The organism is Sphingobium sp. 3R8 (assembly GCF_020166615.1).
GTDB lineage: Bacteria > Pseudomonadota > Alphaproteobacteria > Sphingomonadales > Sphingomonadaceae > Sphingobium > Sphingobium bisphenolicum.
Genome location: NZ_JAIQXR010000020.1, coordinates 32287 through 47062, shown reverse-complemented (window position 1 = coordinate 47062; position 14776 = coordinate 32287). Strand labels below are relative to the sequence as shown.

At 69.0% G+C, this 14776-nt stretch carries 13 protein-coding genes and 1 pseudogene; 5 read left to right on the top strand and 9 right to left on the bottom strand.

What is annotated here, in order from left to right:
- Positions 1-42 precede the first annotated feature (42 nt).
- Positions 43-1038 (top strand): MlaD family protein, encoded by a 996-nt coding sequence (locus K9B33_RS17600; RefSeq protein WP_224550372.1) that lies wholly within the window; start codon positions 43-45, stop codon positions 1036-1038.
- Positions 1035-1625, top strand: a complete 591-nt coding sequence (locus K9B33_RS17595) for an ABC-type transport auxiliary lipoprotein family protein (RefSeq protein WP_224550371.1) — start codon at positions 1035-1037, stop codon at positions 1623-1625. The genes K9B33_RS17600 and K9B33_RS17595 overlap by 4 nt, the downstream gene beginning before the upstream one ends.
- Here the strand turns inward: K9B33_RS17595 and K9B33_RS17590 are convergent.
- The 7 genes from K9B33_RS17590 to K9B33_RS17560 form a co-directional block, all read right to left on the bottom strand.
- Positions 1583-2281 carry an ATP-binding cassette domain-containing protein gene (locus K9B33_RS17590; protein ID WP_224550370.1) on the bottom strand — a complete coding sequence of 233 codons (699 nt, stop codon included), beginning with the start codon at positions 2279-2281 and terminating at the stop codon, positions 1583-1585. The genes K9B33_RS17595 and K9B33_RS17590 overlap by 43 nt on opposite strands.
- Entirely contained in the window at positions 2278-3045 is a 768-nt protein-coding gene (locus K9B33_RS17585) for an ABC transporter permease (protein WP_224550369.1), read from the bottom strand. The genes K9B33_RS17590 and K9B33_RS17585 overlap by 4 nt, the downstream gene beginning before the upstream one ends.
- A complete protein-coding gene (locus tag K9B33_RS17580) occupies positions 3033-5171 on the bottom strand; it encodes a RyR domain-containing protein (RefSeq protein WP_224550368.1) in 2139 nt (712 codons plus the stop codon). The genes K9B33_RS17585 and K9B33_RS17580 overlap by 13 nt, the downstream gene beginning before the upstream one ends.
- 8 nt (positions 5172-5179) lie before the next feature.
- Positions 5180-6748, bottom strand: coding sequence for a C1 family peptidase (locus tag K9B33_RS17575; protein WP_224550367.1), 1569 nt, complete (start codon positions 6746-6748; stop codon positions 5180-5182).
- Between the two features lie 26 nt (positions 6749-6774).
- Entirely contained in the window at positions 6775-7686 is a 912-nt protein-coding gene (locus K9B33_RS17570) for a hypothetical protein (RefSeq protein WP_224550366.1), read from the bottom strand.
- Between the two features lie 63 nt (positions 7687-7749).
- Positions 7750-9378 carry an SUMF1/EgtB/PvdO family nonheme iron enzyme gene (locus K9B33_RS17565; RefSeq protein ID WP_224550365.1) on the bottom strand — a complete coding sequence of 543 codons (1629 nt, stop codon included), beginning with the start codon at positions 9376-9378 and terminating at the stop codon, positions 7750-7752.
- Positions 9375-9917: a hypothetical protein gene (locus tag K9B33_RS17560; protein WP_224550364.1), complete on the bottom strand. Its 543-nt coding sequence runs from the start codon at positions 9915-9917 to the stop codon at positions 9375-9377. The genes K9B33_RS17565 and K9B33_RS17560 overlap by 4 nt, the downstream gene beginning before the upstream one ends.
- 292 nt (positions 9918-10209) lie before the next feature.
- Between K9B33_RS17560 and K9B33_RS17555 the strand changes: the two genes are divergently transcribed.
- A complete protein-coding gene (locus K9B33_RS17555; RefSeq protein ID WP_224550363.1) occupies positions 10210-11835 on the top strand; it encodes a caspase family protein in 1626 nt (541 codons plus the stop codon).
- 16 nt (positions 11836-11851) lie between these two features.
- On the opposite strand, the gene K9B33_RS17550 is transcribed toward K9B33_RS17555, so the two are convergent.
- A complete protein-coding gene (locus tag K9B33_RS17550) occupies positions 11852-12577 on the bottom strand; it encodes a hypothetical protein (protein WP_224550362.1) in 726 nt (241 codons plus the stop codon).
- On the opposite strand from K9B33_RS17550, the pseudogene K9B33_RS23280 reads away from it, so the two are divergent.
- Positions 12507-13007, top strand: a pseudogene (locus K9B33_RS23280) (toll/interleukin-1 receptor domain-containing protein); the annotation flags it as partial. The gene K9B33_RS17550 and the pseudogene K9B33_RS23280 overlap by 71 nt on opposite strands.
- A gap of 517 nt (positions 13008-13524) precedes the next feature.
- On the opposite strand, the gene K9B33_RS17540 reads toward K9B33_RS23280, so the two are convergent.
- On the bottom strand, positions 13525-14283 hold the full coding sequence (locus K9B33_RS17540) for a class II aldolase/adducin family protein (RefSeq protein ID WP_224550361.1): 759 nt from the start codon (positions 14281-14283) through the stop codon (positions 13525-13527).
- Positions 14284-14508: 225 nt separating this feature from the next.
- Here K9B33_RS17540 and rpsU point away from each other — a divergent pair, with 225 nt between their 5' ends.
- Complete coding sequence (gene rpsU / locus K9B33_RS17535) at positions 14509-14715, top strand: 30S ribosomal protein S21 (RefSeq protein ID WP_056686590.1); 207 nt, start codon at positions 14509-14511, stop codon at positions 14713-14715.
- Positions 14716-14776: the final 61 nt, after the last annotated feature.

Genomic DNA, 14776 nt, shown 5'->3' with positions numbered 1-14776 from the left:
AGCGGCTCGCGCAGGTCTGTTCTGCTACAGGGGGAGTGGGGCATGACGCCGGACTCGACGACGCAGATCAGATGGGGATTGGGGGCCGCGCTGCTCGCCTTGGGCATGGTCGCGATCCTCGCGCTCGTGCCCGATCCCTTCTTCCGCCAGCGGGTGATCGCCACGACGCTGGACGATGTCGAAGGGGTGTCGCCCGGCGTCCAGGTCTATTTCCGCGGCGCGCCGATCGGCGCGGTGCGATCCATCGACCTTAACCGGCAAAGCCGCACCTTCGCCGTCGCCATGGGCATCGATCGCAAATGGCAGCCGTCTGCCTGCTCCTTCGCCACCGTCGCCTCGGCCAATCCGCTCACCGCGCCGCGCATCGAACTGGTGGCGCTGGAAACCGGCAGCGCCCAATGCCCCGCCGCGCGCCGCGCCTATGGCTGCGATCCGGTGCCGGGCCGGGACGCCGCCGGTGCGCTGCCCGGCTGTCGTCGCCCTGCCGACCTGTTCGAAACCGCCGCGCTCGCGATCGGGGAGGCGGCCAATGTCGCCCGCACCGCCAACGCCATGGCGCAGAAATTGTCGGGCCTGTTGCAGGGTGACGGATCGGGCGGCGCCGTCGACATGGCGCAGGTCGCCCGCAACGCCACGCAAACCCTCGCCGCGCTCAATAGCCTCAGCACGCAGCTCGACCGCAGCTTCACGCCGGGCCGGGGCGACATCGCCCTGACCCTGTCGCATGTGCGGCAGGCGACCGGCCGGGCGTCCGAAATCGACGTTGCGGCGCTCAACGGCATCTTGCGCGAAACCCGGTCTCTGGTGGCGCAAAATCAGGCCAGCATCGCCGGGCTGCTGGCGGAGGGCAAGAGCAGCGCCGGGGAAGTACGCGGCATATTGGAGGGCGCGTCCGCCTCGCTGGTGGCGACCAGCGCCAATCTGGAGCGCACCAGCAGCAGTCTGGGGGCCTTGAGCGAGCGGCTGGCGGGCGATCCGACCTATGCGATCCGCGGCCAGCGCTACGTCGATCCGCCACCGCCGGGAGGCACGAAATGAAGCCGATCGTCCTGCTGCTGCTCTGTGCGCTCCCCGCCTGCGCCGCGCTCAAGCCGGGCGATGCGCCCGTCACCATGCGCCTCTCGCCCCAATTCGCGCCCGGCCGGCCGGTCGCCGCCCCCAGCTTCACGGTTGCGGCGGTGCAGGCGCGCGGCCTGTCGGGCGGGATGCGCTACGCCTATGTCGATGCCGCCGCGCCCGGCGAGATCCATCAGGCCGCCACCTATTTCTGGGAAGAGCCGCCCGCCGACAGCCTGGCCCGCGCGCTGGTCGCGGGGCTGCGCACCCGCTTCGCCACCGTCACCGGCCCGTCGCTAGCGCTCGCCGCCGACCGGCGCGTGGTGGCCACGCTCGACCGGTTCGAGGAACTGAGCGCAACGGGTAATGCACAGGCGGTCGTCGCCTTCGACGTGACGCAGGTGGCCCAAGGCAAAGCGATCTGGGCCGGCCGCTATTGCGCAATCCGGCCTATCTCCTCTGCTGCGGGCACCGTCCGCGCTGCCGCCTTCCAGGGCGCGATCGAACAGGCGGTCGCCGCCTTCGTTCAGGACGTCGCGTCGGGGACCGTGACCGCCGCATCCTGCTGAATGAGGCGCCCGCGCTCCAGCCGGTAGACCCGCTCGCACAGCCGCCCCGCCAGCGCCCGGTCCTGCGTCAGCAGCAGCAGCGCCCGGCCCTGCGGCACGATCCGCCGCCGCACCTGCGCCTCCAGCATGTCGCCCCGCGCGAAGGCCCCCTCGAACGGTTCGTCCAGCACCAGCAATTCGGGATCGCGGACGAAGGCGCGGGCCAGTTCCGCACGCCGCCGCTCGCCGATCGACAGCGCGTCGGCGCGGGTCGTCGCCGCCTGCTCCAGCCCATATTCCAGCAGCAGCCGGTCGATCCGCCGCCCCCCGCGCCGCGCCTTGGACCAGTCGCCGGTGCCGATCGCCAGCCGCATATTCTCCTCGACGCTGAGGTCGCCGAGCAGCGATCCGCCCTGCATCGCCACGCCGCACCGCGCGCGCAGCAACCGGCGCACATCCGGCGGCGCGTCGGCCAGCGCCACGCCCATCAGGCGTACCGTGCCGCTGCCGGGTGTGGCCAGCCCGATCGCCAGCCGCAACAGCCAGCTCTTGCCCGCGCCGCTGTCCGCCAGGATCGCGACCCGATCGCCGGCTTCGATGGCAAGGTCCACCTGATCCAGAAGCCGCGTCCCGCCCAGCACCAGGCTCACCCGCTCGAAGGCCAGCAGCGCGCTCACAGCAAAGCCGTCCACAGCGCCGCCGCGCTAAAGATGCCCAGCAGCCCGGCAGTAAAGGCCGTGGTCGCGCGGCGGCCGATATCGGCTGGCGACCGCACCGGCTTCGCCCCCACCGCGCTGCCCACGCCAAAGGCGATCAGGGCATAGAGCAATAGCTTGGCGATGCCGGTCAGCATCGCGGCCGCCACGTCGTGGGAAAAGGCGAAGCCGGACCAGAGCGGCCAGCCGACATTGGCGATCAGCGCCAGCGGCACGCCGCAGCCGATCACCGCGGCGATCCCCCCCAGCAGCATGTGGATCGGCGCGGACAGCAGCACCGCAGCGAGTGCCGGGCCCAGCGCATGGGCGACCGGATCGCGCCCCAGCGCCTCCAGCGCGTCGATCTCCCGGTTGAGCGCCATCGCGCCGAGCCGCGACGACAGCGCCACCGACACGCTGCCGCAGGCGAACAGGCCGATCAGAAGCGGCACGATGTCGCGCAGCAAAATCTCCGCCAGCGCGCCCAGCACCGGAATCTGCGCATTATAGAGCGCCAGCAGCCGCCCCGCGCCGATGCCGGCGATGATCCCGGCCAGCGCGGCCAGCGGCAGCAATGTGCGCAGCGGCCGCCACACATGCAGGGGCAGGCCGTCCGCCAGTTGCCGCTGCGCCAGTGCGTCGCCCGCGATGATGCGCCGCCCCATGCCCAGCCCCGCGCGCATGGTCAGCCATGCCCCCGCGCCGATCGCGGCCAGCAGCTTGGAGCCGCCCTTCAGCGCGTCCATGGCGCGCGGCCGATCGCGCCGTCCGGTCCGATGCGAATGGCGCGCCGATCATCGACCGGCACCGCCGCCAGCAGCAGGTCGGCACGCGCCGCCAGCGCCGTCATGTCGCCCGCATGGATCGCATCCGCGCCCTGCACCAGCGCCGCCGCCGCGGTCGCTTCCCCCGACGGCAGCGGATCGAGGATCGCCTGCACATGGCTCTCCAGCGCCAGTTGCGCCAACTGGCCCTGCGCTTGTAGCGCGGCGAGCAAATGGCGCGACCAGCGATCGGCCGGATCGCCGACGAAGAGCGGCGCGCGGTCGGGATACTGGGCCGCCAGCGCCGCCACCAAGGCGGCTGGATCGGGCGCCGCATCCTCGCCGCCCGGCAACAGGGCGACCGTCAGCGTCCGCAGCGCCCGCTGCCCCGAAGCCGCCAGCAGCCGCGCCATGATCCGCACCTGCTCCCGGTCCAGATCCTTGATCGCTTCGCTGAGGTCGTCATAGGGGATGATGTCGGGATGCAGCCGCCGCGCATCGTCGCGCACCGCGCCATGGGTCCACCCCTGCACCAGCTTGGCCGCCATCCAGCGGTCATGTTCGGCGCGCGACAATTCCTCCAGTTCGTCGGGGGAAAGGCTGAGCGAGGGACCGCCGCCCTCGACCAGCCGCGCGCCGATGTCGCGCAGTTTGAGTTGATAGCAGTCGGCGACCAGCCGGTTGTCGTCGCGGAAGCTTTCGGGCAGGTCTTCCCATTCCTGCATCGACGCGCGCACGCCGATCCGCTCGCCCTCGGCAAAGCGGCCCTCCAGATAGAAATCATGGATCGACCGGGCGAGCGCGTCGTGCCGGTCCTGCAACAGCATGTCGGGGTCGGCGAGGTCGGACAGGCCGCCGAAGGGGAAGATGCCCGCGCCGATGCGATGATCGTGCGCGCCCGCCATCCGCACATGGATCGGCGGGGCGGGCAGGGCGGCGGCGCGATAGCGCGCATCGACCGCCAGCGCGACGGCCAGCGCCCGGTCGTCATCGTCCAGGTCGATCAGGATCGCCACCGGCTCGCCGGACGCCGCGACATGGGCGTCGATCAGCATGCCGATCCCGGCCGGGTCGGGCCGCGCCTCGACGAAGCGCAGCGGCGACAGCCCGTCCGCGCCCGGATTGCGCGCGCGAAACGCCGCCTCGCCCTGCGCCGCCTCCGCTATGTGGATAGCGAAAACGGGCTTGCCGCCGTCGCGATAATGGCCCCCCGCCAGCGTCCGCAGCACATAGCGTTCGATCAGCGGCGTGAAGCCGATCACCAGCACGCCGCGCCCCGCCTGTCCCGCGCGCGTGAATCCGTCGATCGGCCGGGCCAGCGCCAGATGCCGCGCCGCGATGTCGGGCAATGCCGCCAGCCGCACGCGCGCGGTCCGCCGGTCGCCATGCTCGAAGCGTTGCTCGACGCTGCGTCGCAGGTCGAGATCGTCGACGCGCAGGATGATATCGACCGGATCGCCCGCCGGCCGCACCGCCGCCGCCTGCGCCAGCACGGCGGACGCCAGCGCGATATTGCCGCGCGCCTCGCGCGACAGCAGCAGCACCGCGCGCGCCTTGTCCAGCGCCAGTCCGGCCGCGCTCTCCTGCGCCATGCCCTGTTCCACCTCCGCCGCGCCCGCCTCCAGCGCGTCGCCGATCCAGGTCGTGCGCCGGTCCTGCGGCCATAGCAGCACCCGTCGCCCGACGGCCAGCGCGCCGCGCGCCGCCTGCGCGGCCAGGCCCCCGCTTTCGTCGCCCGCAATCACCAGATGTTCGCCCCGCGCCCGGATCAGCGCCAGCCGCAGCGGATTGCGCACCTGCTCCCAGGCCAAAGCGGCGGTCGACCAGAAGGTCAGCAGCGGCAGCGCCCAGCGCGCGATATCGAGCGCGAGCGGCAGGTCACGCCCCTCCAGCACCTGCGGGAAGCTGCCGACGATCAGCCGCATCGCCCGCATCGCGTCCTGCATCACGGTCGATGCGATGCGGGCCTCCGCAAAAGCCTGGGCGAAACCCCAGGTGCCCAGCAGGAAGGCGAGGGCCATCGCGCCGAAGCGCACGACCGGCGCAACCGGCGGCAGTCGCAGGCCGCCGCGGGCTTTGGGCTTTCCCTGTGTCGGCTGGCCCCCCATGGCCGGGGTCAGTTGCTGGTCTGCAGCCGGACGAAGGCGGCGGAGACGCCCGCACCCTGACTGTTATTCTGGCTATCGCCCTGACGCCCGGCCAGCTTTGCGCGCAGCCTGGTCAGGAATTGCCGCTCGGTGCCGTTCACCACCTCGTCATCGCCGAACAGAGGCTTGGCCGACGCCAGCGCGACGATCAGTTCGGGGCCGAAGGGCGGCGCGACCTGATAGCGTTGCGCCGCCTGCGACAGGCCGATGGTCACGCGCCGCACGCCCTTGCGGTCGGGTTCGGGATGGCCGCGATGCAGTTCGACCGCGCTGCCGTCGGCCTGCAGGTAGATGATGCTGAGATAGGGCCGCGCCGCGCTCGTCGTCGCGCTGACGCCGAAAATCTCATTCTCCTGCATCACCACCGGGTCGCCGCTGCGATCCTTGCCGTCGGCGGTCAGGGCGACGATGCTGGTTCCCTCGCGGGACAGCGGTGCGGCGAGCGTCAGCGCCGCCTCGCATTGCGGCCAGGGCAGGTGGCGCACCGCGAAGCTGCGGGTCGGGTCGGCCTTGGCGGAGGCTTCGCGCAGCGCGGCGATGGCGTTGAGGTCGCCGGAAAAGCCGGTCACGCTCTTGCCCTGCACCGACACCGCGCCGCAGGGCATGGCCGTCATCTGGTCGGCGAAGATCTGGGCGTCGCTGCGCGGCGGTGGGGGCGGCGTGCCGGGCGCGGCCGGGGCGACCGGCGCTTCGAGCGAATAGGCTTCCCCGGTCAGCAGCTTGAAGGTGGCATAATCGATCCAGGCATAGCCTTTGTCGCCCCAGATCGGCCCCCAGCTATTCATGATGCGCAGGGCCTGCCGATCCTCGTCATAGCCTACGATCGCCATGGCGTGATAATTGGCCTTTTCGGGCTTTTCCGCGCGCCGATAGACGCCGTCGCCGCGAAACGCCTTGAAATCTGCGGGGGCCGGCATGGCGAATATCACCGGTGCGCCGCGCGCCAGGGCGCCCTTGACGTCGTCCAGCACGATCGGCGTGCGCCAGTCGTCCTTGACCTCACGGTCCACCGCGCGCCAGTCGAGCAGGCGGAAATTGCCCGCCTTCTCCTTCAGCCCCTCAGCCGCAGGAATGGCGCATTTGGTCATATCGTCGGGAAATTCGGCCAGGCTGACCGTGCCCTCATTCTTGAGCAGGGTCAGCGCCTGGACGATGCTGATCGTGCCGGTGCAGGGCGACCCCGCCGGGCGCAGCCGGTTATAGACATAGGCCGGACTCATCTGGTCGGCCGGTTCGTCGGGTTGCACATTCTTGTCGCGAAAGTTGAGGAAGGTGCGCGCGGCATAGGTGGTCGCCCAGGCGACGCAATTGGGCTGCGGACCCTGCGATCCGGGCGGCGGATAGGCGTTGGACAGGTCCACCTGCTTGGGCAGATAGGCGCGGAACCGCCCCTGTTTGGGCAGCTTGGCATAATCTTCGGGAGAAACGGGCTCCGCCCCGGTCATGAACAGCGCGTCGTCGCTCTGCTGCGCTGAAAGGCCCGCACCAGACAGCGCCAGCAGCGCGACGCTTCCCCATGTGACGAGACGGCGTGTCATCACCCGTTCCTCCCGAATAGCTGTTTTTAGAAGCGGTAGCCCACGGTCAGCGTCACCGCGTCATAATCGAACTCATGCGAGAAGCTGCTGGTGCCATGGGTGTAGATCAGGCCGATACGCAACTGCTCGGCCCGGCTCTTCTGCTCAACCTCGCGGGTGCGGATGCCCACGCTCAGCGCCGCTTCATGCACATTTTCATAAGCCTGCGGATCGCCGGTCAGCTTGGTCCAGGTGTAGCTGGCGCGCATCGATCCCTGCCGCCCGCCGAACATCCGTCCCTTGAACGGCAATTGATAGGCGATGCCGTTGCGGAACGCCCAGACATCCTCCTTGAAATAGAAGGGCAGCTTCTTGCCGATGCCGATATCGGTGGTGGTGGACCATCCGACCATATTGCCGATGGTCAGGTCGCCGCGGCCCACCTGCGCGATCTTGTAGCGGCTGGTGGCGGACAGGGTCAGCACTTCGTTGCTGGCGCCGAAATAGCCGTCATTGTCGCTCACGCCATAGGCGACGCGCGGGGTAATCAGCCAGTTGGGCTGGACCGGTATTTCGACGCCCGTCGACAGCGTGCCCAGAATCGTGGTCTGGCCGTCATTGACGTGCAGGACGTTGAGGATCGGATCGATCAGCACGCGGGCGCGGCTGCCCTCCGAAGGGCGGAACGCCTTCTGGTAGCGCAGTTCGTAGCGCTGGCCCTCGGCCCCTGCGCCGCCCCAATAGGTGAAGGCGCCGCCGATCGTGTCGGCGTCCCCCTCCATGTCGAAACCGGGCGTGTCGGGATCATCGTCATAGTCGAGATCGTTGAGATTGAGCGCGGTCGTCACCGCCGTATGCTGCAGGCTGTTCGGGCTGCCGATGCTCGCATAATAAGGCGAAGCAAAAGCCGTACCCGGCACCAGCGCCGCAACCGCGGCCGCGATCAGAAACTTCTTCATCGATATTACCCCTCTTGATGCGCCGGCTTCCCATTTCCGGCGCAAACCCTCAGATATTCCGCGTCAGGACGATCCCCCGATCTCGTCCGGTTCCAGGTCGCGCACGACGCGCAAGCCGGCGTCCTGCCGGCGCTTGCCGGGCGGGACGGTGAAGCGATTGGCCGACCGCAGCGCGTCGGGGGCGCTTTCGAACGATCCGCCCCGGATGATGCGCGCCCGGCACGACGTGTCGGTACAGCCCGACGTCCATTCCCACACATTGCCCTGCATCTGGTTGAGGCCGAAGCTGTTGGCGGGATAGCTGTTCACCGCTTCGGGATAGCCGCGATAGGGGGCCGTCTCCGATCCGTGATAGCGGGCGGTATGGTCGTAATTGGCCATGGACGGGCTGATATCGTCGCCCCAGGGAAAGGCCGTGGGCGCGCCGCCGCGGCTGGCATATTCCCATTCCTGTTCGCTCGGCAGGCGATAGGCGCGGCCCGACTGGACCGTCAGCCAGGCGACGAAGGCCTGGGCGTCCTCATAGCTGATGTCGGTGGCCGGGATCAGCGGATTGGGATTTTCCTTCGCCCAATTGCCCAGCTTCGTGCAGGCGTTGTCGCGCACGCAGGCATTCCATTCGGCGATCGTGACTTCGTAGACGCCGATCGCAAAGGGCCGGTCGATCTTCACATCGGCCTGCACGGTCTCGTTCCCGCCCCGCCCCGGTTCGGACAGGGGCGATCCGAAGGGCGACAGCCCGGCCGGAATCGCCCGCATCCAGGGGCAGGTGGCGCAGTCGTAGAAGCGATCGCTCGCCGCCCGGTCGCAGGAAATGAAGCAGGGCGGCGCACCCTGCAGGCCATAGTCGAAGGTCGGCTTCTGGAAATTCTTGCCCGACGACAGCGCCACGCGATCCGACACGCGCTTGAGCGCATCGGCGATATTCTGCTGCGGCCGGCGGATTTCCTCGGCCAGCACCTTGGAGAAGATGCCGTCGTCGAAAGCGACCTGGTCGGCGCTGGTGGAAAAGGCGACCAGATAGCCCTGATCCGGCCGGACCGCGGCGGCGGGCGCGCGGACCATGCGACGCAACCCCTTGCTGCCCGCCAGTTCGCCGACCGCGCTCGCCTCGGTCCCGGTTTCGGCCGCGATCATCTGGGTCAGCGACGGCGGCGGCGCGGGCAGGACGTTGCGGCACATGTCCAGCACGATCAGCACCGTCTTCGCACCCGATCCCAGCAGATTATGGGTCAGCGCCGCGCGGGTCAGCGTCGCGCTTTCGGGCGTCAGGTCGCGGCCGGCATCGACCGGCAGCAGCATAACGTCGCCATAGCTGCCCAGCGCCGCGCCATGCCCGGAAAAATAGAGGGTGCCGAACGCCTTCGGCCCGGCCGCAGCCAGCCTCGCGCGGAAATCGGCGACCGCCTCCAGCATCGCCGCGCGGGACAGGTCGCGGCGCACCTGCACCGGACCTGTCCCGCTGGCGTCGACAAAGCCGGTGGCATTGAGCGCGGTCGCGACCTTGTCGCCATCGCTATAGGTGGAGCCGAGCTTGTCGAAAGCCTGGTAGGCGCCGTTGACGATCACCAGCGCCAGCCGCGGTTCGTCCGCCGCCCGCGCTGGCCCTGCCAGCGCAAGCAGGGCCAGCGCCAAGGCGGCGGCCAGCGCGCGGATCAGGCCGCGCCAGCCCCCCGACAGGCTGTGGATCATTGCCCCGCCTTGCGCGGCGCGAATTCGACCTGGGTCACGACCTGGTCGACCGCATCGACATGCAGCACCGCGTCATAACGACGCGCCGCCTTATAGGGTTCGGCCGGGCCGCCGCCGAACAGCTTGGCGAAGAAGCCGCCAAAGCCGCGGCCCTTCTGGCAATAGGGGGCGACGCTGACGGCGCCGCCGCTCTGCTTGACCTCGTTCAGCCAGGCGCCGAGCGGCAACGGCGCTTCATTGTCCGCCGGATAGGGTGTGTCCAGATCGACCACTACGGCACGGCCGCGGCGCAGCTTGGCCTTGAGCGCCTGGTCGAAGCGGGCGGGATCGGTAAAGCGCAGCGTCGGCTTGGCTACCGGACGATCGCAACTCTTGAGCACGGGCGCGACCGGTGCGGCCGCGACTGGCGCGGCGGCGACCGGCGCCTGCCGGCCGGGATCGACGGCGGGACCGGGATTGACGGCGTGGACGGGCTGCTGCGCCTGTGGCTCCTGTGCAACAGGCTTGGGGGCGGGTGGCTCCGGCGGCAATATCCGCACGCCGCGACCCGTTGCGCCCTCTGCAGGGGCCTGTTCGGACGGCGGGGCGTTATCAGCCTGCGCCAGGGCGTTAGTCGCACCGCCAGCAAAAAACACGAAAGAAGCAACGACTATAGTGCAACGCAACACGGCCATTTGTCCGCTCCGAGTCAAGATATAGTTATTGCCCCGATTACCTTTCTGAGACTATGGATATATATCTGTCGAGGCAACAAAAAAGCGCGGGGGAATCCTAATGTCGAAGGGGCGACGTGGACTCTGGGCAACAGTATTGACCGGCTTTGTCACAATAATGACTAACCCAGGTTATGCTCATGCGGAAACGCGCGCCTTGCTGGTGGGGGCGTGGCAGTTCCAGTCCAAGTTGATCATGGATCTGGTGGGGCCGGAAAATGATCTGGCGGCGATGGAGGCGTTGATTCGCGGTCAGGGCGCGAGCGACGTCACCGTCCTGCGCAATGACGGCGTCAGCCGCACCACGGTCGAAACCGCGCTCCATGCGCTGGGCCTGCGGTCCAAGCCGGGCGACTGGATATTCCTCTATTATACCGGCCATGGCGCGCTGGCCGAAGCCGCGGTCAAGGGCACGCGCGACGGCGATACCGACCAGTTCCTGCCACTGCCCGGCTTCGATCCCGACGTGAAGGATGCCGAGCGCTTCATCGTCGACAAGGATTTCTACACCTGGCTGTCCCTTTACGTGCCGAAGGGGGTGCAGGTGCTGATGATGGCCGATACCTGCCATTCCGGCACGCTGCATCGGTCGGTCGATCCGCGCGCCATGGGCATGACCCCGCGGCTGACGCTGGGCGCGCGCAATGTCGAACTGGGGTCGCGCCCGGCCCCGCGCTTCGCCAGCGTGCTGGCGTCCGGCGACGCCGCCCCGGTCAGCGCCACCCGCGACGACCTGCCCAACCTCTATTATATCAGCGCGGCGCGCGACGATCAGATCGCCTGGGAAAATGCGCTGCCGGTGGAGGGCGCGCCGACCCGCGGTTTCCTGACCTGGTCGTTCGAACAGGGCGTGACCACGCCGCGCGCCGACGGGAAGGGGATGGCCGCCGACCAGGATGGCGACGGCATATTGTCGATCGGCGAACTGGGCGCCTATCTCAACGTCCAGGTGCGGATGCTGAGCGGCCAGCGACAGGAAAGCAATACCGTCATCCCGCCGGGGCGGGAAGGGCAGGGGCTGTTCGCCACGGTCCCGCCGCCACCCGCGCCGCCGGCCCCGCCGCCGCTGCCCGGACTCTATGTCGCGGACCTGAAGGCGCGCGCCAGCGTCAGCGGCGACTATCCCTGGCGCATCCTGACCGACGGGCAAGGCGCGGATTTCGTCTGGGACGCGCGGGCGCAGGCGATGCTGCGCCGCACCGGCGACATCGTCGCCCAGAATGTAAAGAGCGCGGCGCAGGTGCGCGGCGTCATCGACAAATGGGCGGCGCTGGAGGCGCTGCGCCCGCTTCTGTCGGAACGCAGCGCGCGGCTGATGGTCGGCCCGCTCGATAATGGGGCGCGCTATCCGTCCGGTGCGCCGGTCACGCTGGCGCTGGCCCCGGTTCAGGCGCAAACGGGGGATGGCGCGGTCGCGCCCGGCCCGCGCTATGCGACCGTGTTCAACATCGCGTCCGACGGCACGGTACAGCGGCTCTTCCCGGTCGCTGCGTCCGACGGCAAGGGCGAACTGGCCGCCGGCCAGTCGCTGCCCGTCCTCGACAGCCAGGTCATACCGCCCTTCGGCGCCGATCATGTCGTCGCGCTGGTGACGCCGCAGCCGCCCGACGATTTCCGCCTGCTGCTGCGCACGGTCGAGAACCAGCGCGCCGCCGTCCGGCTGGTGGGCCCGATCCGCGACCTGCTCGCCAGGGCCGGGGGGCAGGCGAGCCTGTCGATCGGCGAACTCTATACCGGCAACTGATATGCCGCCGTGCGCCTCAGTTGCTCAGGATTACGGTCCGGCTTCTGGCGGCGCTTTTATTGCCGATATCGACCCGATACTGGCCCGACGCGCGCGGCGTGACCGCGCACACCGGGGCATAATCGGCATTGTCGTCCAGACAGAGCTGCTTGCCCGACGCATCGAGCAGGCGGATATACATGTTGGTGCCGATATCGCCGATCGCGCCGATGCGCAGCGGCTCGCCACCCTTGGCGGTGACGCTGAAGCGATAGGCGTTGCGCGGATTGACGTCGAGTACGCGCCGCACCAGCCCCTTGCCGAAGGCGGAGGCGACCACGCCGCGGCCCGACGCCGACTGCGCCAGCCGGATTTGCAGCAACAGCGCCTGGTCGTCGCGCGCCAGCGCCTTGGCCTCGGCGAACAGCGCGTCGGGGGAAAAGGCTGCGTCGCCCTGCGCCGGGGTCGCGCCATCGGTCATCGGCACCTGTTGCAGCATCCGCGCGGCGGTCAGCATCGCATGGGGATCGCGCTCGCGCCGGGCGAAGTCGGCCACTTGCCGCGCGGCGATAGCCTGGGCGAAGGGATCGGCGGGCGCGGCGGGAGGTGCGACCGGCAGGGAAGCGACCGGCGGAGAGGCAACCGGCGGAGAGGCCACCGGCGGAGCGGTAGCGGCGACATTCTCCTGCGCCATGACCGGACCGTTCAGCGCCATCATCGCTCCCACCATTCCGGCGCCCGCGATCAGGAATTTCCGCATCATGTCCAATCCCCTCGGTAAGATCTTCTCGTCCCCTGTGGATACTGCCGCAGCGGTGGGAAAGCCAGTGCTTGCGGGCGGGGCGGAACTGGCGGGCTATGCCCACAAACATTTGTCGGCGCTGGTCGGCGCGGTCGGCGGCGACGGGCGTTACGCCGCGTTCATCAGCTACAGCCATGCCGACATGAAGGTCGCGCGCTGGCTCCACCGCGCCATCGAAAACTACCGCGTACCCCGCGCTCTGGTCGGGACGGCGGGTGATCGCGGCCCGATCCCCGCCCGGCTGCGCCCGATCTTCCGCGACGAGGACGAACTGGCTGGGGCCGCCGAACTTGGCCCCAAATTGCAGGGCGCGCTCGCCCGGTCCGACGCGCTGATCGTCATCTGCTCACCCACCGCGGCGCGATCGGTCTGGGTCGACAAGGAAATCCGCTCGTTCAAGCGGTTCAATCCCGACGCGCCGGTCTTCGCGCTGATCGCCGCGGGCGTGCCGGGCGATCCCGACACCGACTGTTTTCCCGCGCCCCTGCTGTTCGCGCTGGACGAGGCGGGCGAACTGGACCGCAGCCAGCCGCTCGAACCGCTGGCGCCCGACCTGCAGAAGAATGAGCGCAACATCGTCAAGCTCAAGCTGATCGCGGGCCTGCTCGGCGCGCCCTATGCCGCGCTCTACCGTCGCGACCAGCGCCGCACCCGGCGAATCGCCGCGGCCCTGTCCGCCGCCGCCCTGGTGCTGATCCTGGTGCTGAGCGGCCTGTCGATCGCCGCCTTCACCTATGCCCGGATGGCGGTGCAGCAGCGCAACGAGGCGCAGGCCGCGCGCAAACTGGCGGAGCAGAACGCCGACAAGGCGGAGCGCCGCGCCTGGCTGGCCCAGGTCGCCGCGCAGGAGGTGCGCCGCATGGTGGCTGAAGGGGAGAGCTGTCCGCGCCCCCGAGCGCGGCGAATCGCTATTCCCGCCACCCCCGATCGATCCGGTCGATGCGCCGCACCATCGTCTGGAAATCCGGCACGCCCGGCCCGACCGGCAGTTGCACGGTGCTCAGGTCACGCTGATGCACCGCGATCACGTCTGCCGGAATGTCGATCGGCGTCCCCGCCGCGCCGGCCGCGACCTGGATTTCGCAGGCGCGTTGCAGCAGCCAGTGGGTCAGGAAGGCTTCGGGCAGGCTCCCCGCCATCACCAGCGTGCCATGATTGCGCAGCAGCATGACGCGCCGGTCGCCCAGATTGGCGATCAGCCGCTCGCCCTCCTCGGCGCGAATCGTGACGCCCTCAAAATCATGATAGGCGATTCGCCCGATGAAGGCCGCGGCGTAGAAGCTGATCGGCTTCAGCCCCTCGACGCAGGCGCTCACCGCCATGCCCGCAGTGGTGTGGGTGTGGATGACGCAATGGGCGTCGGGCAGGTGCCGGTGGAACACGCTATGCTGGGTGAAGCCCGCCCGGTTGACGGGATAGGGGCTGCCGTCCAGCACCTGGCCGTCAATGTCGATCTTGACCAGGTTGGACGCGGTCACTTCGTCATAGCTCAGGCCGAAGGGATTGATGAGAAAAGCGCCGGTTTCTCCCGGTACGCGCAGGGTGATATGGTTGTAGATCAGCTCCGACCAGCCCATATGGTCGAAGATGCGATAGCAGGCGGCGAGCTGCTGGCGCGCCTCCCATTCGGCGGCGGACATGTCGGGGTGTTGGGCGGCTGTGGCCATGGCGATCCTCCACTATCTTTATGTCGCCACTATCCGCCCGCATGCTCGGCTTGTCGAGTATGAAGGCTTTAGGGTTGAATTTGCGCGGGCCTGCTGATAGGGCGCCGCCCACATGGCGTAGGGTGACCTGCGACGACTCACTGGCTTTGCTATTCGGTCGGCCCGTCGGGAAGGATGTAAAAATCCCGGCGAACCGCTCGTTTTCGATTGGAGATTGACGGACTTATGCAGATCATCGTTCGCGACAACAATGTCGACCAGGCTCTTCGCGCGCTCAAGAAGAAGCTGCAGCGTGAAGGCGTGTATCGCGAAATGAAGCTGCGTCGTCACTACGAGAAGCCCTCGGAAAAGCGCGCCCGCGAAAAGGCGGCGGCTGTCCGCCGTGCGCGCAAGATGGAGCGCAAGCGCGCCGAGCGCGACGGCGCGAAGTAAGCGCTATCGGGGCGGTCCCCGGCCTGTGCGCCATCGCCGCCCCGTATCCTGCCGAACACCC

Bases quoted from the DNA above. Each gene is read 5' to 3' on its own strand.
- K9B33_RS17600 (WP_224550372.1), top strand. From the start codon at position 43: ATGACGCCGGACTCGACGACGCAGATCAGATGGGGATTGGGGGCCGCG.
- K9B33_RS17595 (WP_224550371.1), top strand. From the start codon at position 1,035: ATGAAGCCGATCGTCCTGCTGCTGCTCTGTGCGCTCCCCGCCTGCGCC.
- K9B33_RS17585 (WP_224550369.1), bottom strand. From the start codon at position 3,045: ATGGACGCGCTGAAGGGCGGCTCCAAGCTGCTGGCCGCGATCGGCGCG.
- K9B33_RS17580 (WP_224550368.1), bottom strand. From the start codon at position 5,171: ATGGGGGGCCAGCCGACACAGGGAAAGCCCAAAGCCCGCGGCGGCCTG.
- K9B33_RS17575 (WP_224550367.1), bottom strand. From the start codon at position 6,748: ATGACACGCCGTCTCGTCACATGGGGAAGCGTCGCGCTGCTGGCGCTG.
- K9B33_RS17570 (WP_224550366.1), bottom strand. From the start codon at position 7,686: ATGAAGAAGTTTCTGATCGCGGCCGCGGTTGCGGCGCTGGTGCCGGGT.
- K9B33_RS17565 (WP_224550365.1), bottom strand. From the start codon at position 9,378: ATGATCCACAGCCTGTCGGGGGGCTGGCGCGGCCTGATCCGCGCGCTG.
- K9B33_RS17555 (WP_224550363.1), top strand. From the start codon at position 10,210: ATGACTAACCCAGGTTATGCTCATGCGGAAACGCGCGCCTTGCTGGTG.
- K9B33_RS17550 (WP_224550362.1), bottom strand. From the start codon at position 12,577: ATGATGCGGAAATTCCTGATCGCGGGCGCCGGAATGGTGGGAGCGATG.
- K9B33_RS17540 (WP_224550361.1), bottom strand. From the start codon at position 14,283: ATGGCCACAGCCGCCCAACACCCCGACATGTCCGCCGCCGAATGGGAG.
- rpsU (WP_056686590.1), top strand. From the start codon at position 14,509: ATGCAGATCATCGTTCGCGACAACAATGTCGACCAGGCTCTTCGCGCG.